Origin of the sequence: Paenibacillus terricola (genome assembly GCF_014779765.1) — a bacterium.
GTDB classification, from domain to species: domain Bacteria; phylum Bacillota; class Bacilli; order Paenibacillales; family Paenibacillaceae; genus Paenibacillus_T; species Paenibacillus_T terricola.
Genome location: NZ_JACXZA010000003.1, coordinates 338,508 through 363,535, shown reverse-complemented (window position 1 = coordinate 363,535; position 25,028 = coordinate 338,508). Strand labels below are relative to the sequence as shown.

The 25,028-nt window shown below is 52.4% G+C and carries 14 protein-coding genes; 11 read left to right on the top strand and 3 right to left on the bottom strand.

The annotated features are described in order from the left end of the window. The first annotated feature begins 48 nt into the window (after positions 1-48). The 5 genes from H8B09_RS13785 to H8B09_RS13765 all read left to right on the top strand — a co-directional run bounded on the left by H8B09_RS13785 (position 49) and on the right by H8B09_RS13765 (position 13,629). On the top strand, positions 49-5,151 hold the full coding sequence (locus tag H8B09_RS13785; protein WP_441343348.1) for a glycoside hydrolase family 6 protein: 5,103 nt from the start codon (positions 49-51) through the stop codon (positions 5,149-5,151). Between the two features lie 93 nt (positions 5,152-5,244). Further along, positions 5,245-8,199, top strand: a complete 2,955-nt coding sequence (locus tag H8B09_RS13780; protein ID WP_224753587.1) for a glycoside hydrolase family 44 protein — start codon at positions 5,245-5,247, stop codon at positions 8,197-8,199. 136 nt (positions 8,200-8,335) lie between these two features. Further along, positions 8,336-10,807 carry a cellulase family glycosylhydrolase gene (locus tag H8B09_RS13775; protein ID WP_224753586.1) on the top strand — a complete coding sequence of 824 codons (2,472 nt, stop codon included), beginning with the start codon at positions 8,336-8,338 and terminating at the stop codon, positions 10,805-10,807. Between the two features lie 201 nt (positions 10,808-11,008). Continuing rightward, positions 11,009-12,634, top strand: coding sequence for a response regulator transcription factor (locus H8B09_RS13770; RefSeq protein WP_224753585.1), 1,626 nt, complete (start codon positions 11,009-11,011; stop codon positions 12,632-12,634). 167 nt (positions 12,635-12,801) lie between these two features. Then, positions 12,802-13,629 (top strand): amidohydrolase family protein, encoded by an 828-nt coding sequence (locus H8B09_RS13765; protein WP_191204099.1) that lies wholly within the window; start codon positions 12,802-12,804, stop codon positions 13,627-13,629. A gap of 177 nt (positions 13,630-13,806) precedes the next feature. Here H8B09_RS13765 and glsA read toward each other — a convergent pair whose 3' ends face one another. After that, the gene (glsA, locus tag H8B09_RS13760) at positions 13,807-14,718 is read right to left on the bottom strand and encodes a glutaminase A (protein WP_191204535.1); all 912 of its coding nucleotides are present in this window, start codon (positions 14,716-14,718) and stop codon (positions 13,807-13,809) included. 429 nt (positions 14,719-15,147) lie between these two features. On the opposite strand from glsA, the gene H8B09_RS13755 reads away from it, so the two are divergent. The 4 genes from H8B09_RS13755 to H8B09_RS13740 all read left to right on the top strand — a co-directional run bounded on the left by H8B09_RS13755 (position 15,148) and on the right by H8B09_RS13740 (position 19,878). Further along, a complete protein-coding gene (locus tag H8B09_RS13755; protein WP_191204098.1) occupies positions 15,148-16,524 on the top strand; it encodes an ABC transporter substrate-binding protein in 1,377 nt (458 codons plus the stop codon). Positions 16,525-16,636: 112 nt separating this feature from the next. Continuing rightward, a complete protein-coding gene (locus H8B09_RS13750; protein WP_191204097.1) occupies positions 16,637-17,527 on the top strand; it encodes a carbohydrate ABC transporter permease in 891 nt (296 codons plus the stop codon). A 17-nt stretch (positions 17,528-17,544) separates the two neighbouring features. Then, positions 17,545-18,390 (top strand): carbohydrate ABC transporter permease, encoded by an 846-nt coding sequence (locus H8B09_RS13745; protein ID WP_191204096.1) that lies wholly within the window; start codon positions 17,545-17,547, stop codon positions 18,388-18,390. Between the two features lie 105 nt (positions 18,391-18,495). Beyond that, the gene (locus H8B09_RS13740; protein WP_191204095.1) at positions 18,496-19,878 is read left to right on the top strand and encodes an arabinan endo-1,5-alpha-L-arabinosidase; all 1,383 of its coding nucleotides are present in this window, start codon (positions 18,496-18,498) and stop codon (positions 19,876-19,878) included. 222 nt (positions 19,879-20,100) lie between these two features. Here H8B09_RS13740 and H8B09_RS13735 read toward each other — a convergent pair whose 3' ends face one another. Both H8B09_RS13735 and H8B09_RS13730 read right to left on the bottom strand, forming a co-directional pair. Next, entirely contained in the window at positions 20,101-21,036 is a 936-nt protein-coding gene (locus H8B09_RS13735) for an ArsR/SmtB family transcription factor (protein ID WP_191204094.1), read from the bottom strand. 275 nt (positions 21,037-21,311) lie between these two features. Then, positions 21,312-22,178, bottom strand: coding sequence for an AraC family transcriptional regulator (locus H8B09_RS13730; protein ID WP_191204093.1), 867 nt, complete (start codon positions 22,176-22,178; stop codon positions 21,312-21,314). Between the two features lie 130 nt (positions 22,179-22,308). Here H8B09_RS13730 and H8B09_RS13725 point away from each other — a divergent pair, with 130 nt between their 5' ends. Both H8B09_RS13725 and H8B09_RS13720 read left to right on the top strand, forming a co-directional pair. Further along, entirely contained in the window at positions 22,309-23,802 is a 1,494-nt protein-coding gene (locus H8B09_RS13725) for a tagaturonate reductase (RefSeq protein WP_318152616.1), read from the top strand. 106 nt (positions 23,803-23,908) lie between these two features. After that, complete coding sequence (locus H8B09_RS13720; RefSeq protein ID WP_191204091.1) at positions 23,909-24,925, top strand: zinc-binding alcohol dehydrogenase family protein; 1,017 nt, start codon at positions 23,909-23,911, stop codon at positions 24,923-24,925. The last annotated feature ends 103 nt before the right edge of the window (positions 24,926-25,028 follow it).

Genomic DNA, 25,028 nt, shown 5'->3' with positions numbered 1-25,028 from the left:
CACGACTTGTTCAAGGCAATAACGAAACGCACCGCGAAGATGCTTCTCATGTTCGCTGTCGTATTCAACGTGTTCGTTACTTTCGGAGCGGCAACGACAAGCGCTGCTGTTGAAGCTCACGTTGACAACCCTTATGTGGGTGCGACGCAGTACATCAATCCCGATTACGCGGCTCTGATCAATACTTCTATTGCACAAGTAACAGACCCTGTGTTGAAGGCCAAAATGGAAACGGTTAAATCGTATCCGACGGCAATCTGGCTCGATCGCATCGCTGCGATTCAAGGCGGCGCGGCTAACGGCGGACGCCTTAGCCTCGAGCAGACGATGGATAACGTGCTTGCTGCGAAGCAAGGCAGCACGCCGATCGTTGTTCAATTCGTCATCTATGATTTGCCAGGCCGCGATTGTAAAGCACTCGCATCCAACGGCGAGCTGCCGCTGACGGCAGCAGGTCTTGCAACGTATAAAACGCAATACATCGATGCCATCGCAAGCGTTCTCTCCAAATCCAAATACGAAGGCATTCGGATCGTGACGATCATCGAGCCGGACTCGCTGCCGAATCTCGTGACGAACCTGAGCGATGCCAATTGCGCAGCTGCGAATTCTTCCGGCATCTATGTGGATGCTACGCGTTATGCGTTGGATAAGCTGCATGCGATTCCGAACGTGTACACGTACATGGATCTTGGCCACTCTGGCTGGCTGGGATGGGATTCGAACCGTGGTCCAGCCATCGACCTGATCACGACGGTCGTTAACGGCACGGTTGCTGGCAAGGCAAGCGTGGACGGCTTCATTACGAACACGGCGAACACGACTCCGCTCGTCGAACCGAATCTGCCGAATCCGGATCTTCAAGTCGGCGGAAGTCCGCTGAGATCGGCCTCTTATTATGAATGGAATCCATATTTCGATGAAGCGGACTTCACTGCGGCGCTTTACACCGGATTTGTTGCCAAAGGCTGGCCGGCTTCGATCGGCTTCCTTGTGGACACGTCCCGCAACGGCTGGGGCGGACCGAACCGTCCGAGCGTAGCAAGCGGCTCGACGGTAAGCGACTATGCGGATTCCGGCCGCATCGACCGCCGTTACCATCGCGGCAACTGGTGCAACCCAGCGGGTGCCGGCATGGGCGAAGCGCCTACAGTAGCGCCTGCGGCATATGCATCCTCGCATATCGACGCGCTAGTATGGGTGAAGCCGCCGGGCGAATCCGACGGATCGAGCTCGCTCATTCCGAACGATGAAGGCAAAGGCTTCGACAGAATGTGCGACCCTACGTACATCAGCGCAAACGGCAAGCCAACCGGCGCGCTGGCTAACGCACCAGTATCCGGCCACTGGTTCCATTCGCAATTCGTAGAACTGGTAACGAACGCATACCCAGCTATTCCTCAAACGGTTGTTGCTGCAGCTCCATCGGCTCCTGCGAGCTTGACGGCTGTTGCAGGCAACGCACAAACGACGCTGTCTTGGGCAGCTTCGAGCGGTGCAACGAGCTACAACGTGAAACGCTCGACGACGAGCGGCGGACCTTATACGACAGTAGCAACGGGCGTGACAGGCACAACGTACACGAATACGGGCCTGACGAACGGCACGACTTACTATTATGTCGTCAGTGCTGTGAACAGCTACGGTGAATCTGCTAACTCCGCGCAAGCCAGCGCGACGCCATCGGCAACTTCAACCGTAACGGTTCCAGCTGCGCCAACTGGTCTGACCGCATCGGCAGGCGACTCGCAAGTGACGCTCAGTTGGACAGCATCGACAGGCGCAACGAGCTATAACGTGAAACGTTCGACGACGAGCGGCGGTCCTTACACGACGCTTGCAACGGGCGTAACCGCGACGAGCTATGTGAATGCGAGCCTGACGAATGGCACGACCTACTACTATGTAGTCAGTGCAGTGAACAGTGCAGGCGAGTCGGCGAACTCGGCGCAGGTGAGCGCAACTCCTTCAGCATCGGCAACGCCGGAGACGCATGTCGACAACCCGTACGTAGGGGCTACGCAATACGTGAACCCAGACTATGCGGCATTGGTTGATACCTCGATTGCGCAAGTAACAGACCCTGTATTGAAGGCTAAGATGGAAAAGATCAAAACGTACCCGACGGCGATCTGGCTCGACCGTATCGCTGCGATCCAAGGCGGCGCAGCTAACGGCGGACGCCTCAGCCTTGAGCAGACGATGGATAACGTGCTCGCGGCGAAGCAAGGCAACACGCCGATTACCGTTCAATTCATCATCTATGATTTGCCGGGCCGCGATTGCAAAGCGCTCGCATCCAACGGCGAGCTGCCGTTGACGGCAGCAGGTCTTGCAACGTACAAAACGCAGTACATCGATGCCATTGCAAGCGTCCTTTCCAAATCCAAATATGCGGGCATTCGCGTCGTGACGATCATCGAGCCGGATTCGCTTCCGAACCTCGTTACGAACCTGAGCGATGCGAACTGCGCAGCAGCGAATTCTTCCGGCATCTATGTGGATGCTACACGCTATGCGCTGGATAAGCTGCATGCCATTCCGAACGTGTACACGTACATGGATCTCGGACATTCCGGCTGGCTTGGATGGGATTCTAACCGCGGTCCTGCCATCGACCTGATCACGACGGTCGTCAACGGCACGATAGCTGGCAAAGCAAGCGTTGACGGCTTCATTACGAACACGGCGAATACGACGCCGCTCGTTGAACCGAATCTGCCGAACCCGGATCTTCAAGTCGGCGGAAGCCCGCTGAGATCGGCCTCTTACTATGAATGGAATCCGTATTTCGATGAAGCGGATTTTACAGCAGCGCTTTATTCCGGTTTCGTAGCAAAAGGCTGGCCGACGACGATCGGCTTCCTCGTGGACACATCCCGCAATGGCTGGGGCGGACCGAACCGTCCAACGATTGCCAGCGGTTCGACGGTAAACGATTATGCGGATTCCGGTCGTATCGACCGCCGTTACCACCGCGGCAACTGGTGTAACCCAGCTGGAGCCGGCATGGGCGAAGCACCGACGGTGGCGCCTGCAGCTTATGCATCCTCGCATATCGATGCGCTAGTATGGGCGAAGCCGCCGGGCGAATCCGACGGATCCAGCTCGCTCATCCCGAACGACGAAGGCAAAGGTTTTGATAGAATGTGCGATCCGACGTATATCGCCGCAAGCGGCAAGCCAACGGGCGCGCTGGCTAACGCTCCAGTATCGGGCCATTGGTTCCACACGCAGTTCGTTGAACTGGTAACGAACGCTTACCCTGCCATTCCTTATTCGACGACGGTTACGACGCCTGCAGCACCTGCTAGCCTGACGGCAACGGCAGGCAATGCACAAGTCGTACTGTCATGGGCAGCTTCGACGGGCGCAACGAGCTATAATGTGAAACGTGCGACGACGAGCGGCGGCACGTACACGACAGTAGCGACAGGCGTGACGGGCACTTCGTACACGAACACGGGTCTGACGAACGGCACGACTTACTATTATGTCGTTAGCGCAGTGAACAGCGCTGGCGAATCGTCGAACTCTTCGCAAGCAAGTGCAACGCCGGCAGCACCGGCAGCAGTTCCGGCAGCGCCAACAGGTCTGACGGCAACGGCAGGCAATGCACAAGTGGTGCTGTCGTGGACGGCATCGACGGGCGCAACGAGCTACAACGTAAAACGTGCAACGACAAGCGGCGGCGCGTACACGACGGTAGCAACGGGCGTGACGGGTACGACGTACACGAACACAGGTCTGACGAATGGCACGACGTACTACTACGTTGTTAGTGCTGTGAACAGCGCAGGCGAATCGTCCAACTCTTCGCAAGTTAGTGCAACGCCGGTAGCTCCGGCAACCGTTCCGGCAGCGCCAACAGGTCTGACGGCAACGGCGGGCAATGCGCAAGTGGTGCTGTCGTGGACAGCGTCGACAGGCGCAACGAGCTACAACGTGAAACGTGCAACAACGAGCGGCGGTCCTTACACGACGGTAGCAACAGGTGTAACGGGCACAACGTATACGAATACGGGACTGACGAACGGCACGACGTACTATTACGTCGTAAGCGCAGTGAACAGTGTCGGTGAATCATCGAACTCCACACAAGCAAGTGCAACACCGGTTGCACCAGTCGCAGTTCCGGCAGCGCCGACAGGCCTGACGGCAACGGCAGGCAACGCACAAGTGGTGTTGGCATGGACAGCATCTACAGGTGCAACAAGCTATAACGTGAAACGTGCAACGACAAGCGGCGGCCCTTACACTACGGTAGCAACGGGTGTTACGGGTACGACGTACACGAACACGGGCCTGACGAATGGCACGACGTACTACTATGTTGTTAGCGCGGTGAACAGTGCGGGAGAGTCTTCCAACTCCGCACAAACAAGCGCAACGCCAGTTGCACCAGTAACGGTACCAGCAGCACCAACGGGTCTGACGGCAACGGCAGGCAATGCGCAAGTGGTGTTGGCATGGACAGCGTCGACAGGCGCAACAAGCTACAATGTGAAACGTTCGACGACGAGCGGCGGCACTTTCACGACAATCGCTACAGGCGTAACGGGCACGACGTATACGGACACGGGCCTGACGAACGGCACAACGTACTACTATGTTGTCAGCGCAGTGAATAGTGCAGGCGAATCAGCGAATTCGTCAGTCGCAAGTGCAACGCCAGTTGGCAGCACGACGACTAGCAGCCTCGTTGTTCAATACAAGCTGAGCAACGCCAATGCGAATGACAACCAAATCTACGCAACGTTTAACATTAAGAACACAGGTACGACAGCAGTAAGCCTCAGCAACCTGAAACTGCGTTATTACCTGACCAAAGATACGACTAGCGCATCGCTCAACTACTGGGTGGATTACGCACAAGTAGGCACGAGCGCAGTAAGCGGCGTGTTCGGCACAATCAGTCCAGCGAAGACGACGGCAGACACCTATCTGGAACTGTCGTTCAGCTCGGCAGCTGGATCGATAGCTGCAGGTGGTCAAACAGGCGATATCCAAGTTCGTATTGCGAAGTCGGACTGGACGAATTTCTCGGAAAGCAATGACTACTCGTTCGATGGAACGAAGTCGTCGTTCGCTGACTGGAACAAAGTAACGCTGTACAACAGCGGTTCCCTCGTATGGGGTATTGAGCCGTAAGCGTGTATAAGTATCAGTCAACACCGAAATGAGAGGTGCTGCGGCCGGAGCGCCGCAGACCTCTCCTTATTTGTGAGAAGAGGGGTGAATGATTTGACAAGCAAGAATACAAGCAAGAAGAAAGCGAAATGGATCGCCGCCGTCGCGAGTGCGGCGCTGCTGTTTCCTTCGATTGTTCCTTCGGCGCAGACTGCTTCTGCAGCAACCGCCAACGTTGCCATCACCGTTGATCCAAGCGCGGAAAGAACGAATATTAGTCCATATATTTACGGTACGAACCAAGATTTCACGAATACGGCCGATTATACGGCACGCCGCTTAGGCGGCAACCGGATGACCGGCTACAACTGGGAGAACAACGCATCGAATGCGGGCAGCGACTGGCTTCACTCCAGCGACGATTATATGTGCGCTTCGACCGTGAGCGGTTGCAGCCTGCCCGGTGCGACGGTTACCAAGTTCCATGACATTTCGCTGGCAAACAACAGCTATTCTCTCGTCACGCTTCAGATGGCAGGATATGCGGCTGCGGACAAGAACGGTGCTGTATCAACGAGCGAAGCGGCTCCGTCTTCGCGTTGGCGTTCGGTCGTCAATTCTAAGGGCAGCGCCTTCTCCCTGACGCCGGACGTAACCGACAATAATGTTTACATGGACGAAGAAGTGAACTTCCTCGTAAACAAGTACGGCTCCGCCGCGACGGCAACGGGCATTAAAGGCTATTCACTGGACAACGAGCCGGATTTGTGGTCGAATACGCATCCGCGCATTCACCCTGCTGCAGTTGGAGCACAAGAGCTTGTCGATCGATCGGTTTCGCTCTCGAAGGCGGTCAAAGCGGTAGACCCTGCCGCTGAAATTTTTGGACCGGCGTCTTATGGCTTCTATGGTTTCTATGCGCTGCAGGACGCGCCAGACTGGGCTTCGCTCAAAGGCAACTACAACTGGTACCTCGATTACTATCTCGACAAAATGAAGCAGGCGAGCACGACTGCAGGCAAACGACTGCTCGACGTACTCGACGTTCACTGGTATCCCGAAGCGACGGGAGGCGGTACGCGCATCACGTTCAATGGAGCAGGCTCCCTCGAAACGCAGAAGGCGCGCGTTCAAGCGCCGCGTTCACTGTGGGATTCGACCTACCATGAAACGAGTTGGATAGCCGATTATTTCTCGTCTTATCTTCCAATCATTCCGAAGCTGCAATCTTCTATCAATACGTATTATCCAGGTACCAAATTAGGCATTACCGAGTACAGCTACGGCGGCGAAGGAGATATCTCGGGCGGTATCGCGCAGGCGGACGCGCTCGGCATTTTCGGCAAGCTCGGCGTGTACTTCGCTTCGTTCTGGCAGTTGGAGCCGAATGCCGAGTACGTCAATTCGGCGTTCAAGCTGTATCGCAACTATGACGGCAACGGCTCCAAATTCGGCGACATTCATGTCAAAGCGAACACGTCGGATGTTGAGAACAGCTCCGTCTATGCATCGGTCAAAGATGCAACGAATAACGAGCTCCATTTGGTCGTGTTGAACAAAAACTTCGACAACGCACAGAACGCGACGATTCAAATTGCCGGCAGCCAAGCTTATACGTCCGCCGCGATCTACGGCTTCGACGGCACGGGCACGGCATTGAAACAAATCGGCACGGTCTCGAATATTAGCGGCAACCAATTCACGTATTCGATTCCGCCGCTGACGGCTTACCATATCGTGCTTAAGCCTGGTACGTCAACGGTAACGGCTCCTTCCGCACCTACGGGGCTGACCGCGGCGGCAGGCAATGCGCAAGCGGTTCTGTCTTGGACGGCATCGAGCGGTGCGACTAGCTATAACGTGAAGCGTGCGACGACAAGCGGCGGCGCGTACACGACAGTAGCAACAGGCGTGACGGGTACGACGTACACGAACACGGGTCTGACGAATGGCACGACGTACTACTATGTCGTTAGCGCCGTGAACAGCGCGGGTGAGTCGTCGAACTCCGCGCAGGCGAGCGCAACGCCAACAGCACCGGTGACGGTACCGTCCGTACCAACGGGCCTGACTGCAGCGGCAGGCAATGCCCAAGCGACGCTGTCGTGGACGGCGTCGAGCGGCGCGACGAGTTATAACGTGAAGCGTGCGACGACAAGCGGCGGCGCATTCACGACGGTAGCGACAGGCGTAACGGGTACTTCCTACACGAACACAGGGCTGACGAACGGCACGACGTACTACTATGTCGTTAGCGCCGTGAACAGTGCGGGTGAGTCGTCGAACTCCGCGCAGGCGAGCGCAACGCCAACAGCACCGGTGACGGTACCGTCCGTACCAACGGGACTGACGGCAACGGCTGGCAATGCCCAAGCGACGCTGACGTGGACGGCGTCGAGCGGAGCGACGAGCTATAACGTGAAACGTGCAATGACAAGCGGCGGCGCGTACACGACGGTAGCAACAGTCGTGACGGGTACTTCGTATACGAACACAGGCCTGACGAACGGCACGACGTACTATTATGTTGTCAGCGCCGTGAACAGTGCAGGCGAATCGGCGAACTCGTCGCAAGCGAGCGCAACGCCAGCCGGCAGCACGACAACGCCTAGCAGCCTTGTTGTTCAATACAAGCTGAGCAACTCCAATGCGAATGACAATCAAATCTACGCAACGTTTAACATTAAGAACACAGGCACGACGGCAGTTAACCTTAACAACCTGAAGCTGCGTTATTACCTAACGAAAGATACGACGAGCGCATCGCTCAACTACTGGGTGGATTACGCACAAGTCGGCACGAGTGCAGTAAGCGGCGCGTTCGGCACGATCAGCCCGGCGAAGACGACAGCAGACACGTATCTGGAGTTGTCGTTCAGCTCGGCAGCGGGATCGATCGCTGCCGGCGGTCAAACAGGAGAGATCCAGGTCCGTATTGCGAAGTCTGACTGGTCGAACTTCTCGGAAAGCAACGATTATTCGTTCGATGGAACGAAATCTTCGTTCGCTGACTGGAACAAAGTGACGTTGTATAACAGCGGCTCGCTCGCTTGGGGGATTGAGCCGTAAGGCTAACATTAAGGTGGTGTGTGGCTTCCTGTCTCAAGGGCAAGCAGGCAATAGGCAAATGTGAATCGGAGCGCCCTGCGGGGCGCTCCGATACGATTCTATTCTATTCGCGTAGAAGAAGAGGAGAGATGGCGTAATGGCGACTGCCACGATGAAACGATGGGGCCTAATGCTGCTGACTGCAGCGATGGTCTGCTCTATGATTGCAACGATCGGCGTACGCAAGACGGAAGCCGCAGCAGCACTGGGCTACTATCATACTTCCGGCAATCGGATTGTAGACGAAGCGGGCAATCCGGCAATTTTTAACGGACTCAACTGGTTTGGCTTCGAGACAGCGAACTATTCACCTCATGGATTGTGGTCTTATTCCCTCGATAGCTTCTTGGATCAAATCAAAGCACATGGCTACAATTTGATTCGTCTTCCTTATTCCACCCAAATGTTCGATGCAGGCAGCATGCCTGTCAGCGTTAACCCGAATACGAACCCTGATCTTGTGGGTCTGACACCTTTGCAGCTAATGGACCGTGTCGTTCAGAAAGCGGGCGATAGGGGCATCCAAATCATTCTCGACCGTCACCGTCCGGACTCCGGCGGCCAGTCTGAGCTGTGGTATACGGCGCAATATTCGGAAGCGCGCTGGATTAGCGACTGGGTCATGCTGGCTCAGCATTATGCGAATAACCCGACGGTTATCGGCGCTGACCTTCACAATGAGCCGCATGGCACCGCTTCTTGGGGAACAGGCAACCTTGCAACGGACTGGCGCCTTGCGGCGGAGCGGGCAGGCAATGCCATTCTGGCGGCGAATCCGAACTGGCTCATTCTCGTAGAGGGCATCTCATCCAATGTACAGGGTGACAACGGCAATTACTGGTGGGGAGGTAACTTAAGAGGCGTACAGAATTATCCGGTTCGTCTGAATGTAGCGAATCGCTTGGTCTACTCGCCGCATGATTACGGTCCCGGCGTAGCGACTCAGTCGTGGTTCTCCGATCCGAGTTTCCCGAACAATATGCCAGCTTTGTGGGATTCGTATTGGGGCTACATCAGTAAGAACAATATTGCCCCGATTCTGATGGGCGAATTCGGCGGACGCGGTGTAGATACGACAAGCCCGGAAGGGATCTGGCAAAATAAACTGGTCGACTATATCAAACAAAACGACCTGTATTGGACCTACTGGTGCCTCAATCCGAACAGCGGCGATACAGGCGGCTTGCTGCTCGATGACTGGCAGACTTGGAATGCGCCGAAGCAGACGATGCTCGATCGCATAATAAAGCCGCTGGTTGTCGCATCCACTCCTTCAGCACCTGCAAGCATCAGTGCAGCAGCGGGCAACGCGCAAGTGACATTGACATGGGCGGCGTCGACTGGCGCATCAAGCTATAACGTGAAACGCGCAAGCGTCAGCGGCGGTCCTTACACGACAGTAGCCACAGGTGTTACAGGTACAACCTATACGAACACCGGTCTGACGAATGGCTCGTCCTATTATTACGTTGTGACTGCTGTTAACAGCTCAGGCGAATCGTCGAACTCGTCGCAAGCGAGCGCGACGCCAGTCGCGCCGGCGACAGTGCCATCCGCACCGACGGGCCTGACGGCAACTTCAGGCAGCGCCCAAGTGACGCTGGCATGGACAGCATCAACCAGCGCAACGAGCTATAACGTGAAGCGTGCGACGACGAGTGGCGGTCCGTACACGACAGTAGCAACAGGCGTTACAGGTACTTCCTACACCAATACAGGTCTGACGAATGGTACAACGTATTACTATGTAGTAAGCGCTGTGAACATCGCGGGTGAGTCGGCGAATTCATCGGTGGCAAGCGCAACACCAACTGCACCAATTACGGCCCCTTCCGCACCGACGGGTCTGACGGCAACGGCGGGCAATGCGCAAGCAACGCTGGCGTGGACAGCTTCGACGGGTGCAACGAGTTATAGTGTGAAACGTTCGACGACAAGCGGTGGTGCTTTCACGACGATTGCAACAGGTGTAACAGGTACAACGTACACGGACACGGGGTTGACGAACGGTACGACGTACTACTATGTTGTCAGCGCTGTGAACAGCGCGGGCGAATCAACGAATTCGTCAGTAGCAAGCGCAACGCCAGCTGGCAGCACCACGCCAACTAGCAGCCTCGTCGTTCAATACAAACTGAGCAACGCCAATGCGAACGACAATCAGATCTACGCAACATTCAACATTAAGAATACAGGTGCGACAGCTGTAAGTCTGAGCGGTCTGAAGCTGCGTTACTATCTGACGAAGGATTCGTCAACAGCATCGCTGAATTACTGGGTGGACTACGCGCAAGTGGGCACGAGCGCAGTTAGCGGCGTGTTCGGCACGATCAGCCCAGCGAAGACAACGGCGGACACATATCTGGAGCTTTCGTTTAGTTCAGCTGCAGGAACAATCGCGCCAGGCGGTCAGTCGGGCGATATTCAGATCCGAATTGCGAAGTCGGATTGGACGAATCTCAACGAGAGCAATGACTACTCGTTTGATGGTACGAAGTCGGCATACGCCGATTGGAACAAAGTAACGTTATATCAGAGTGGTTCTCTCGTATGGGGACTTGAGCCATAATACACACCGAGAATCGGGTCGGACGCCTGCATTTTTGTCGAACCATGCAGGCGTCCGGTTTGACGGGATGCGAGCGTTGTCTCATTCTATCAGGTAAATATTGTAGGCAGTTTCCAAATTTGATAGACTGAAATTGTGCCTGCAATGTTTGATCTGACAGAAGTCTCCTTATTCGCATCCTTGATGGGGAAGGGGGTATCGATGGTGTATCGGCTTCTGGTCGTCGATGATGAAGCGTTCGCATTGAAGAGTGTTGTGGATACCATTGATTGGCGTTCATTACAAATCACAGAAGTTTTGTCTGCGTCTGACGCAGAGGAAGCAAGAGAGCGGCTGGGAGAACACGCCGTAGACGTGATGATTTGCGACATCGAGATGCCAGGAGAGAACGGACTAGAGCTGCTCGGTTGGATGAAGAAGCGGGGAATAACGACAGAGACGATTTTTCTAACCGGTCATGACAAATTCGACTATGCACAGACAGCGCTTCAGATCGGCTGCTTCGATTATCTGCTTAAGCCAATCGCCCATGACAGGCTGAAGGAAACCGTCATGAAGGCGCTGCGGAAGCTTGAGGATACGAGGCGGAAGCTGTCGATGCATACGAAGGCGGAACGGTACGAGAATCTGCTCAAGTCACAACGGGATGTGCTGGTTGACCGATTCTGGACCGACCTGATCGAGCCGGCAGGCGAGTCAGGGAATATGTCCGTATCAGAACCGCACACGAGCTATCTGTCGATGATACAACCACAATTTTCAGCCAATGACGTCTTTATTCCGTTACTAGTAAGCGTGGATCGCTGGAAGCAGAGTTTCGGCAGCCGTGACGAGAACATCCTTGAGTACGCGATGATGAACTCGGCGAGGGAGACGGTGCTTCGCGAGTGGATGGGTACAGTTGTCAAATGCCGCAGCGGTGCTATCTTTATCATTATTTATGATGCCAAGCGGATTGCAGACGACATGAAGGAACTTGAGTGGCGGTGCCGCCGGTTTATTGCCGATTGCAACCAATATTTCTACTCCCATGTGTCATGCTACATCGGTCAGCCTGGCCCGATTACCGGGATTGCGGGCAGCTGCGCGGAGCTTCTTGATATGGAGAGGCGCAACGTATCAAGATCCGATGCCATCTTTGTTGAAGGACAGAACTACGAGGACCAAGCGAGCATGCAGTCGGTGAATTGGCCTTCTGAGCTGGCGGTGTTGTTCGAATCCGGCAAGAAAGAGGAGCTGCAGCGTCGACTCGATGAACTGTTCCGTGTGTACGACAATCAAAAATCGTTTTCGAAAGAGAATTTGAAAGCGTTTTATTACCATTTCGTTTCAATGATTTATCAGACTTTCCATAAGAACGGCATTTCTGTGGACCATGCGCTGGAATCATTGAATCGGCATGACGATATGCTGCAAGCTACGAAATCGTTATCGCAGCTGCGAACTTGGACGAAGCGTATGATTGATGCCTCTATGAGAGCACACGAGAAGCATCGCAATCGCGAGCCTTCGGTCGTTGAGCTGATCGAGCAATATGTACAGTCCCACATTGCACAAGATCTGACGAGAGAAGACATTGCGGCATTTCTTCATTTCAATCCAGCGTACTTGTCGAGATTGTTCAAGAAGGAGACAGGCTTGTCCTTGTCGGACTACATTATGGATCAGCGGATGACGCAGGCGAAGCGGCTGCTTAGCGAATCGGATCTCAAAGTGAGTGACGTTGCGGAGATTACAGGCTATCGCAACTTCTCCTACTTCTCGAAGCTGTTTAAGAAGCAGGAGGGCTTTACGCCGCAGGAATTCCGCAAGCGCAACAAACGGTAGATGTCATAATTGGGTATGAGAACGCAGCTAATCAGTACTTTGTCGAAGATGCGCTATTTGCTACAATAGGCGTAACAAGGCAAGTAACGGCTGGACGGCTTTGGGCCGTCCAGCATTTTTGTGTGGAGAAACAATCCTATATCTCTCGATGAAAGGTGCGTGCAAGCGTGCGGATCGATGCGCATCAGCATTATTGGAATATTGAGCGTGGCAATTTGGGGTGGCTGGAGGAAGGTACGGTCCTGTATCGGAGCTATCTGCCAGACGGCTTGAAAGCAGATCTAACCAAACACGGAATCGATGCTACGATCGTTGTCCAAGCGGAGCCGAAGCATGAGGAGACTGACTTACTGTTGTCATTGGCAGCTTCAGATTCAAGCATTGCAGGCGTTGTCGGTTGGCTAGACCTCGAATCGCCTGACTATAAGGCTGTCTATGAACGTTTCAAACGTAATCCGAAATATGTAGGGTTCCGAGTGATGATCCAAGAGATGGCGGATGCGAATGAAGTGTTGACGCCTCGCTATATAGAAGCGCTAACGTACTTCGCAGACATGGAGCAGCCGCTTGACCTGCTGATGCGGGCTTCTCAACTGGATGCAGTTGTCCGACTGTTGGAGAAGGTGCCGCATCTCCATGGGGTAATCGATCATATCGGTAAGCCGCCTATCGCAGCTGGTGAGTTGGAACCTTGGAAGGAACAACTTCGCATAATTGCCAGCTATCCGAATATTTACTGCAAGCTGTCTGGCATGGTGACGGAGGCAGATCACAGTCAGTGGAAGCAAGAACAGTTTGTACCTTATATCCACCATGCAATTGAATGCTTCGGTTCGAAGCGGATTATGTTCGGCAGCGACTGGCCCGTTTGCCTGCTCGCCGCAACATACGATCAATGCATGGAAGTGCTGGAGTCGGCCCTACCGGAAGAGTATGGAAACGAAGAAAGAGAGGCGCTGTTCGGAGGGAATGCAGCGGATTTCTATAAACTCTAGTTCGCTAAGTGTGTGGCTGCGAAAGATCTAATGTGGACTTCTTCATATGTTTAGAAAGTGGTTTTTAGTCGTCTTTAAACATTAAGTTAATCATTAATGAGTAACGAAATTATAAATAATACGCCTATCAACCATATGATGGAAGATAGGCGTATTTTTGTTCTTTTTTCATCGATTTTAGAAGATGCTCCAATCGCATTCAACGGACATGGCTTCGAGAAGTCTAACGCCAGCTATGCTGTTGCCGCGCCGATCGAGCGCCGGGCCAATAATACCAATGCCATATTGGCCTGGGACGACTGCCATTATACCGCCAGCAACGCCGCTCTTGGCCGGAATGCCAACCTTGATGGCGAATTCACCGGATGCATTGTACATGCCGCATGTAAGCATGAATGTCTTGGCGATCTGCACATAGCGCCGCGGCAGCAGTTGGCGATTGGTGAGCGGATCCAGGCCGCCATGCGCCAGAATCAGTGCCATTCTTGCGAGGTGATGGCAGTTGACCTCGATTGCACAGTGGTTGAAGTATACGCTAAGCAGTTCCTCGACATCGGTCTGTGCATCGAGTACGTCGTTATCCTTCAAGAAATAGGCGAGCGACCGGTTACGGTAGGCAGTAGCTGCTTCGGAGCTGCTGACTGCAATGTTATAGCCGATGTTCTCATCACCTGCCAGATAGCGGATAAATTCGAGGATGCGCAGCGTTTTATCCATTACATCAATGCCAGGAATGAGGGATGTGACAGCGATAGCGCCGGCATTAATGAGGGGATTAAACGGAATGCCGGGTTCGACCAACTCCAGCTTCAGCATGGAATTGAAGTCGTCTCCTGTTGGCTCCATGCCGACCTTGGCGAATACGGCTTCTTCTCCGTTACTCATTAAAGCGAGCAGCAGCGTGAATACTTTGGAGATGCTTTGCATGGTGAACATCTGGCTGCTGTCGCCGCCGCTGATCGTACTGCCGTCTGTGGCTAGGAGTGTAACGCCCAATGCTTCTTTGGGCGCTTTGGCTAGTTCAGGTATATAAGCGGCAGGCGATCCGTTATGAGCGAACGGTCTACAGTCTTCCAACCATCTTGGCATACTTGATGCGATGAATTGCCATTGTTCGTTCAATCGATCTCACTCCTATTGGAAGGGCATATTCCAACCCATATATGGTTATTATAAACACGAATTGGACCGATGAAAAATAAAGAAACAGTGAGCTTTGTTAATGATTTTGTTATTAACAAAAAAGTTTAGCCAAGGTATATTGACTTTGAAAACGCTTTGAATTATGATTGCTGTAACAAATTTATTAATGATTAATGGATTTGCTGATTGGTCGCTTGTCGAAGGTTTGGCAATGCGGTTGGTAACTGGTCCATCATTAATCGGGGGTGGCGTCAGGACTCTCAAATGAGCGTTAATGAGGGTATAGCTAGGGGATCTTGAACGTGTTTTTAGCAGAGAAATGAATGCGGTTTCAGATGTGTAGTTCATTATAACATCATCAGGAGGGAATATCACATGGCGAAGAATAAATATCTTATTTCCATCTTAGCCCTGATCATCGTATTTGCTGGCGTCCTCGCAGGTTGCGGAAGCAGCAGCAAAGACGACTCGAAATCCGACTCGGCAAACAGCGGAGCGAAATCCGGAGAAACGAAAAACCTGACGTTCATGTTCCGCGGCGGTCCAGACGAGCAGAAAGCTTACACGGCAGTTATCAAGAAATTTGAAGAAGATCATCCAGGCGTAAAAGTAAAAATCGTAACGACGACGGCTGACCAATACGCGACGAAGTTGAAAGCATCCATCGCAGGCCACTCCGTACCAGACGTATTCTACTATGATCCGGGCGATCTGCGCGCTTACGTTAACAGCGGCGTTCTGGCTGACATCACGCAATACGTTGAGAAATCGTCGATCGATATTAACAATATCTGGCCTTATGGCGTTAACTTCTATCGTTATGACGGCAGTGTAACTGGTCAAGGCAACATCTATGGTCTTCCTAAAGACGTTGGTCCTTTCGCACTTGGCTACAACAAAACGATGTTCGAGAAAGCCGGCATCGCGCTTCCTGACAAAGACAAGCCTTACACATGGGACGAGTTCATCAAAGTTAACCAAGAGCTGACGAAAGACACGAACGGCGATGGCAAAATCGACCAGTTCGGCACAGGCTTCAACGTTAACTGGATGCTGCAATCGTTCGTATGGAGCAACGGCGCTGACTGGCTCGACTCGACGAAAACGAAAGTTACGATCGACGATCCGAAATTCGCTGAAGCACTCCAATATTTCGCTGACATGCAGAACGTATACCATATCACGCCTTCGGTTCAAGAAGCGCAAACGCTTGATACGTACCAACGCTGGATGAAAGGCGAGATGGCATTCTTCCCAGTAGGTCCTTGGGATATGAGCACTTACGAGAAGCTTCCATTCGAATATGATCTGATTCCTATGCCAGCAGGTTCGACAGGCAAACCAGCTACGTGGCTCGGTTCCCTTGGTATCGGTGTATCGGCTGACTCCAAATACCAATCCGACGCAGCTGAGCTCGTCATGTACCTGACGGCTTCCAAAGAAGGCATGGAGCAGCTCGTAGCAGCAAAAGTTCAAATTCCGAACTTGATCGACATGGCTAAGACGTGGGCGGCAGACACTTCCACGAAGCCGGCTAACAAAGAAGAGTTCCTGCAAGTTGTTAATGAATATGGTCGTCCGATCCCAGGTACGCAAACGTATAACGCTGAATGGTACAACCTGTTCTTCACGGATATCCAACCAGTCATCGATGGCAAAGTTACAGCTGCGGACTACGTGAAATCCGAACAACCTAAGATGCAGAAGCTGCTTGATAAAGCAATCGAACAAGAGCAAAAATCGAAAAAGTAATAATGTAATGTCTGTCTACAGCAAAGATTAATGCCGGGAGAAATGATGCTAGCTGCTGTTACGATGCTGCAGTTAGCATCATTTTGATTCCGGATAACCAGGGGTGAGAGCCATGCCAACCAAATCGAAACTATATCGCAAAGAAATGATTTACGGTTATTTATTTTTAGCGCCACCGGTCATCGGGATGTTGTTGTTTACATTGTATCCGATGCTGTACTCGATCTACGGCTCTTTTACAGACTGGGACGGACTCGGCCAAATGAATTTTATCGGCTTGGATAACTACAAGGACTTATTCTCGGATGAATTGTTCCACAAAGCAATGTTCAATACGTTCTTCATGATGATCGGCATTCCGATCGGTCTTGTGCTGGCGCTTCTGCTGGCAATGGGTTTGAACAGAGGTATTCCAGGTACGACGACATTCCGTGTTATTTATTATGTTCCAGTTATTTCCTCCTTGGCGGCCATTTCGATTCTGTGGCAATGGGCCTACAACGGTGACTACGGTTTAGTAAACCAGTTCCTCGATCTATTCGGCATTAAAGGTCCTAACTGGTTGGCTAATAAACATACAGTTAAACCGGCAATTATGATTATGGCGATCTGGAAAGGTCTTGGCTATTCGATGCTCCTGTACTTGGCAGCATTGCAAAGCGTGTCCCGCAGCTACTATGAAGCAGCTGAGTTGGACGGCGCGAACGGCTTTCAGACGTTCCGTGCTATTACTTGGCCAATGGTGAAGCCCGTAACGTTCTTCATCGTTGTTACGAGCATTATCGGCGGATCGCAGATCTTCACAGAAATCAACATTATGACGTCGACAGGCGGTCCTGAGTATTCGTCCGCTTCAGCCGTATTCTACATGTGGCAGAAGGCGTTCGGTAACTTCCAACTGGGTTACTCGTCCGCAATGGCAGTGCTGCTCGCATTGTTTATCTTCATTGTAACGCTTGTACAATTTAAGTTTAATGAGAAATCGTCGGGTGACCTCGACTAAGGAAGGAGTGGCGATGAATGGTTTTGTCTTCTAAAAAGTGGAGTGCTGCAAATATAATCATATTCATACTTCTGTGCATCGGCGCAGTGTTCATGATCGCCCCCTTGCTGTGGATGGTCTCGACATCATTCAAGACGAAAATGGAAGTATTCGCGCTTCCTCCGGTATGGATTCCAGAAGAGTGGCTGACGGCAAAGTATTCGGAAATATGGACGGCTGGTCCACTGCTTAGCGGTATTAAGAACAGTGTGATCGTAGCGGTATCCGTAACATTAATCGGTACGTTCACGTCCAGTTTGGCGGCATTCGCTCTGGCGAAACTGCAAGTTCCGCATAAGAACAAAATTTTCTTGATGCTGCTCTCATCGATCATGATTCCTTATCCAGCAGTTATGATCCCGCAGTTCATCATGTTCTCGAATATCGGTTGGACCGACTCGCTCCTCCCGCTGATTGTGCCAGGATTGTTCGGTAACGTGTTCATGATCTTCTTCCTTCGTCAGTACTTGACGAGTGTGCCGAATGCGATTATTGAAGCAGCAAAGATTGATGGTTCTTCCTACTTTGGTCTTTACGCTCGTATCGTATTCCCGCTTATTAAACCAGCGGTCGCGGCGCAGTTGATCCTGTGGTTCATGGGCGTCTGGAACGACTACCTCGCACCGACGATTTACTTGACGTCGGAGGAGAATTACACGCTCCAGCTCGTAATCGGCAACTTCAATGCGATGTATGCGATTCAGACGGACTACCCGCTCATCATGGCGGCTTCCGTAATCTCGCTCCTGCCGATGCTGATCGTGTTCCTCGTATTCCAGAAGCAAATTATCGAATCGGTTGCGATATCGGCAGTCAAAGGTTAATCTCAGCAATCCGCCCATCCCTCCGCTCTGGGACCAGAGTGAGAGGGATGGCTTTTTGCATATCGATCATGCGCTTCCATCACTGACGAGGAGTTGTATCTAGCGATGACAGACTCGAACCAAAGGAAAGACGTACCGAAGCCTGTTTTCCCTGCAGCACCTGTAACGTATCCAATGTATGATGAAGCTGCCATTCATAATGAACAAGCATGGCAGACGATGAACGTGCATGACCCTGGTATCTTTAGAGATGACGATGGCACTTATTATGTGTATTCCACCGATGTACAGACGAAGGCGAAGCTGACGCCAGGCGTCATGGTGCGCAAGTCGAATGATTTGATCGCATGGGAATGGGTAGGAAGGGCGCTGCCTGGCATACCGGAGCATGCGAAGGAAGAGACGAACGCGACGAATCTATGGGCGCCGGACGTGTTCAAGCATGGTGATACGTACCGCATGTACTATTCCGCTTCGAGTTTCGGCACGAACGGCTCGCTCATCGGCCTTATGACGGCCAGGTCGCCGGAGGGACCATGGGAAGATAGCGGCGTGGCAATGCGCACGAAGTCAGGTAATCCAGGTCCAAATGCCATTGATGCACAGATTGCAGTGGATGCAGTGGGCAGTCAGTGGTTGTTGTATGGATCGTTCTTTGATGGCATCTATATTACGCGGCTGAATCCAGAGACAGGCTTGCCGGCTGAGCCTGGCTTCGGGAAACGGATTGCAGCACGTGATAAAGCGACGAGAGAAGGCGCGGTAGAAGGGCCTTATATTATGTATCATGAAGGATTCCGCCAATATTACTTGTTCGTCTCTTATGATTCACTGTTCCGCAATTATAATGTGCGTGTCGGTCGTTCGGACTTTATCGACGGGCCTTACGTTGACTTCAATGGCAGAAGACTGGACGACATTCATTATATGCCGCAATCGGATGTTGGCACGAAGCTGATGGGCGGCTATGAGTTCAGCGAAGGTGAAGGCTGGGTAATGCCGGGTCACAACTCAGTGCTGCATGAAGGTGACGATTGGTATATGGTGCACCATGCAAGAGGTAAATCAAATCCGCATTGGCCGTACCTTCATGTTCGTCGTATCGCTTGGACGCCGGACGGCTGGCCAGTTGTATCGCCTGAACGTTATGCAGGAGAGAAGGAGCAGCCGATTCCATCTGATCTAATCGCTGGTGAATGGGAAGTTATCGTTCATCTGCCTGTGGCTGATACGGCGGTTGTAGCGGTGAAAGCCAGATTAGAGGCAGACGGCCCTATCAGCGGTACAGCGCTTGGCAATGGACAATGGCAACTTGATGAGCAGTCAGCAACGCTATCGCTTCGCTGGCAGGATTCGGACGGTGCGACGCGCACATCAACGGGTCGTGTGCTGACCGCTTGGGATTGGGAACGAGAGGTGCAGACACTTGTGTTCACTGGCCTAGATGATCGTGGTATCGCAGTATGGGGTAAACGGACGAAGGAATAGTGAAGAAGCGATCATGAATGCAGTTTTCGACTGTCATCATTTGGATTACATTATAATAGAAGAAACAGATTAGCCCCTTAGTGATGGCACGGTCTTAGGGCCGCCAGCCGTTAGCTCTAAGGGGCTTTTAAACATGCTGTCGTGAAGTGTAAAAGTAAAGAGCCTCATCCCATCGGGATGAGGCTAATTTCCTATGCATAACGGAAGGAACGCGAACGCAGCTTATTCAGCTGTCTGCGGTTCTTCATGCTGCTGATAGTAAAGCTTGAAGACAAGATCTTGGTTGTAGTTGCCGAAACCGGAACCGAACAGCGTTACGCCGCCGACATGCGGGGAGTCTTCCTTGACGCTGATACGGAAGTTCCACTGCTTCTCACGAATGTTGAGCGACTTGATCGTTACGTTCGAGATCTGGTTGCCGTCGATGAACGTTCCTTGGTCTGTTACTTTGATTACTTTCAGCAGACCGTACTGGTTCACTTCATCCCACCACCAGTCAGGCGTATACTTGCCTCGTTTGCCGCCGAAATCGCCAGGGCTTGTCCAGGTGCCGACTTCTACGCCATTGAGATGGAACGTAATGTCGGATGGCCAGTTCTGATTCGTGAATGGGGCTTCAGACGAAATTTCCATCGAAATTTCGAGCTCTTCCGGCGTCTCATTCTTCAGCAGGTAGTTCGGAACCTTGTACTCAATGAAGCCGCAGCCGAACCACAGAATCTTCGCGTTGAAGCGCTCGGCATCGAGGAAGCAGCGCGGTTCGTCGAACTCGCCGATTACCTTCTCTGTTGTTGCCAGGCCGCAGGTTGGTTCGATCTGGAAGTCGGTGTAATGGCCAACCGATACGATCGTCTGATGATAAGAACGGCTTGGCGACCAATCGCCCTTGCGCGGGAAGTCGATCGTAATGGCTTCTGCAACGAGTGAACACACTTTCTTGATGCCGCCCTTGCTCGGAATCATTGTGGCTTGAATGATACCTGCCTTCTCAAGCTTCTTCACGTGCATCGTCATGATTGCACTGCTGAGGCCTAACGCCTGAGCAAGCTCTTTGATGTTCATGTCCTGCTGTGCGAGCAGATTTATAACTTGCAGTCGTACATTGCTTGCAAGCGCTTCATATATCGGGAGCGAGTGCGGGGTTGTATCGATTTTCATGAGCAGGACTCTCCTATTTCGATTAAAATCGTCGATTAGTCGAAACGCCAACTATTAGATAACAATTGGAAGAAACACCATAGTATCAATATAAACCAAATACTAGCAATGACACAATATGAAGCGCTCTCATTATTGGATATAATTTCAGCGCTGCATAAGCGACACGATATTCTTATCATAACATATTTATTAATAACTTCACATATATACGAAGCTAAATTAGTGGTGAATTTTCTGATTTTGACCACGAAATTTATACGTTTAGAAAAGGTTCAGTCCGATGTGTGAGATGAGCGGTATTTCGCAGGCGACATGCCAACATATTTCTTGAAGCTCCTGTGAAAATAAGTCATGCTGTCAAAGCCGCATACCGTCGCAATCCAACTTACTTTGTCATCGGTGGCGGCGAGCAGTTGCTTGGCTTTGATGATGCGCCTTGTCGTCAAATAGTCGGTCACATTCATGCCTGTCTTCTGCCGGAATACACGACTGAAGTGCGCGGCGCTTACGTTCGCAATCTTCGCCAGCGTGGATAGCGTAAGCTTGTCGCCGCCGTCCTTGCTCTGCTCGGCTTCGACATAAGATAGAATTTTATCCAACCAATCGGGTCCGCTTGATGATCGAAGTGTTTTGCTGCGGTTAATGGCTTGTGAACGGCACGTATGGTGGAGTACGGCCAGCAGCTTCAGCCAGACGGCCGTTCGGAAACCTTCTTGCTGCTTCTCCAGTTCGAGCTTCATGCTGCGAAGCGACTGCTCGAATTGCGCTTGGTCGGTCTCGGTCAACTCGTACAGATAGTTGTCGGACTGGAACAGCTGATCGGGCTGCCACTGTTCATCGAATGCCGGCGACTTAATGAAAGTTGGACTGAAGAAAATGGCCGTTGATGTGACAGGTTCTTCACTGTCAGGCGTAGCACGATGAATCGTATTGGACGGGATGACGAACAAGTCGCCCGCCTTCATTTCATATACGGTATGTTGGATGAAAAAAGTTCCTCTTCCGCTGTGCACGTAGACAAGCTCATGCCAGTCATGCACATGATCGGGCAGCTCGAACTGAGGTGTCTTCGTATCGCGGTAGTTGAGGGCGAACGGGAATAGGCCGGTCGCATCGAACGACTTGCGCAACGGCTTCATAGGCTGATCGCTCCTTCGTCTAGATTCAATGATCAAAATTGAGCATGTTTTCGCACCGAAACCATACTTTTACGTCTGATCATGATGATACAATAGAAACAATAAAAAGAAAATGAAGGGGAGACAGAATGTGCGCGAAACGCCTAACCAACTGTCCCGCTTGACCGCAGACGACTCATCGCGAGAGCGGCTCGCGACAGTCACATCGGAGCCTGTTCGGGTGCTGCAGATCGGTGAAGGCAACTTCCTGAGAGGCTTCGCGGATTGGATGATTCAGCAATGCCGAACGCAAGGCTTGTTCCAAGGGGGCGTTGCTGTAACGCAGCCGCGACCATCAGGCGCGAAGAAACTGGCGGAGCTGAAGCAACAAGACGGGTTATATACCCAACTGATTCGGGGATTGAAGAACGGCCAACCGATTGAGGAGACTGAAGTCATCGCTGTTTTCAACGCAATCATTGATCCGTATCTCGAATGGGATCGCTACATGGCGCTGGCAGACGAGCCGGAGCTGCAGGTCGTAGTATCGAATACGACTGAGGCAGGCCTCCGTTATATCGAGACGGCTTGGACGCCGCAGCAGCCTGCGGAATCATTCCCGGCAAAGCTGACGCTGCTGCTATATCGCCGCTTCGAGACGTTCGGCGGCGATACAAGCCGGGGCTTAATCATGCTGCCCTGCGAGCTGCTGGAACGTAATGGAGATACGCTGAAGGAATGCGTGTTGCAGCACGCGAATGATTGGAGCCTGCCAGAGACGTTCAAGCAGTGGGTTGCATCGCATAATCGTTTCTTGAATTCGCTCGTTGACCGAATCGTAACCGGTTACCCTGCGGATGATGCGGAAGCGCTGTTCGATAAGCTTCAGTATCGCGATGCGCTTCTTAATGCGGCAGAACCTTATCATTTCTGGGCAATCGAAGCAGAACCGGAGCTTGAGCGCGTGCTTCCATTCGTCAAGGCCGGATTGAACGTCGTATGGACAGACGATTTGAAGCCCTATCAGCTGCGCAAGGTTCGCATTCTGAATGGTGCCCACACGCTGATGACACCAATCGGCCTATTGTCCGGCGCCGAGCATGTACGGGGACTGATGGAAGATCCATCGCTCGGTCAATGGGTACGTTCAACGGTTGCTAACGAGATCATTCCGTCGGTTTCCATAGATGAAACATCGCTTACGGCTTACGCCAATGATGTGTACGACCGCTACTTGAATCCGTTCATTCGTCATCGTCTGCTGGATATTGCAATGAACAGCATGAGCAAGTTCAAGGCCCGTCTTCTCCCGACGCTTATAGCGTATATGGAGAGCAACCAATCTCTGCCGGAAGGACTCATTCGCGGACTGGCAGCATTAATTCGTCTTTATCGCGTTGAGCAGCAAGCGGATGGCAGCTATTCAAGTACCGCATTTGACGGTAAACCATTGCTTATACGGGATGATGTTAGCGTGTTGGAAGAGATGGCTGCCGCGTGGAGCAGTGGTAGCAGCGCCGCTGTTGCAGACCAAGTACTGTCTCGCACCGACTGGTGGGGACAAGATATTCGTACCCTTTCAGGCTGTGATCTAGGATCAGCAATTTCTGAGATCTTGGAACAGTGGGAGGACGAGCGGCGATGAGTGACACAATTGTACTGAATCCCAATGGTAATGTTGTTATTGCGCTTCTCCATATGGAGAAGGGTGAACAGATTGCAACACAAAGCTGGAAAGGTGAATGGTACGAATGAAAACAATTGTATGCCTTGAGCCGAATCGGCTTATTCAGACAGAAACGAGCAAGCCGGAGCCTGGACCCGGCGAGGTGCTGCTCCGCGTGGCGCGGGTCGGCATCTGCGGTACGGATATGCACGCGTATCGCGGCAACCAGCCGTTCTTCGTCTATCCCCGCATTCTCGGACACGAGCTGTCTGGTATCGTGGAGTCGCTTGGCGAAGGTGTAGAGAACATTGCAGTCGGCGATCAAGCAGCGCTTATTCCGTACGTAGCATGCGGAAGCTGCGCGGCTTGCCGCAAAGGCAAGTCGAATTGCTGCACTTCGATCTCTGTGCTAGGCGTTCATGCAGACGGCGGCATGCGGGAATGGTTCGTCGTTCCAGCTAAGCAGCTGCTCGTCGTAAACGATTTGTCGCTTGATCAAGCGGCTGCGTTGGAGCCTCTCGCTATCGGTGCACATGCCGTTCGCCGTTCCGGTCTTAAGCAAGGGGATACGGCGCTTGTCATTGGCGGCGGGCCGATTGGTCTTGGCGTAATGGCATTCGCGAAGTCCCGCGGAGCGCGCGTCATTGCGATGGATATCCAAGAAGAGAAGCTGGCATTCTGCCGCAGCTGGGCTGGCGTTGATGAGACGATTAACGCGCTGGAAGCTCCTTATGAACGCCTTGCGGCGTTGACGGGCGGCGACTTAGCAGATGTTGTTTTCGATGCAACAGGCAGTGTCCGCTCGATGGAAGGCGCGTTCCAATATGCTTCGCATGGCGGTGCGGTCGTTTATGTCGGCCTCGTAAAAGCTGATATTTCGTTCCATGATCCAGACTTCCATAAGAAGGAGCTTACGCTGCTCGGCAGCCGAAACGCGACGATGGAAGATTTTGCGGCTGTGGTAGAAGCAGTTAGAAGCGGAGCGGTAGAGCCGACTGGTTACATTACGCATCGTTGTGGATTTGATGAATTAGTCGATCGCTTCGAGTCATGGCTGAAGCCGGAAGCGGGCGTTGTCAAAGCGATGGTACAATTCGAATAGCACTTATTGATAAGAGGAATCCTTCGACAGGGTTCCTCTTATTCATTGTTTATCTCCCGTAAACGTCTGCTCCTGTGTTATGATGTGAGAAAAGGCAGTTAGA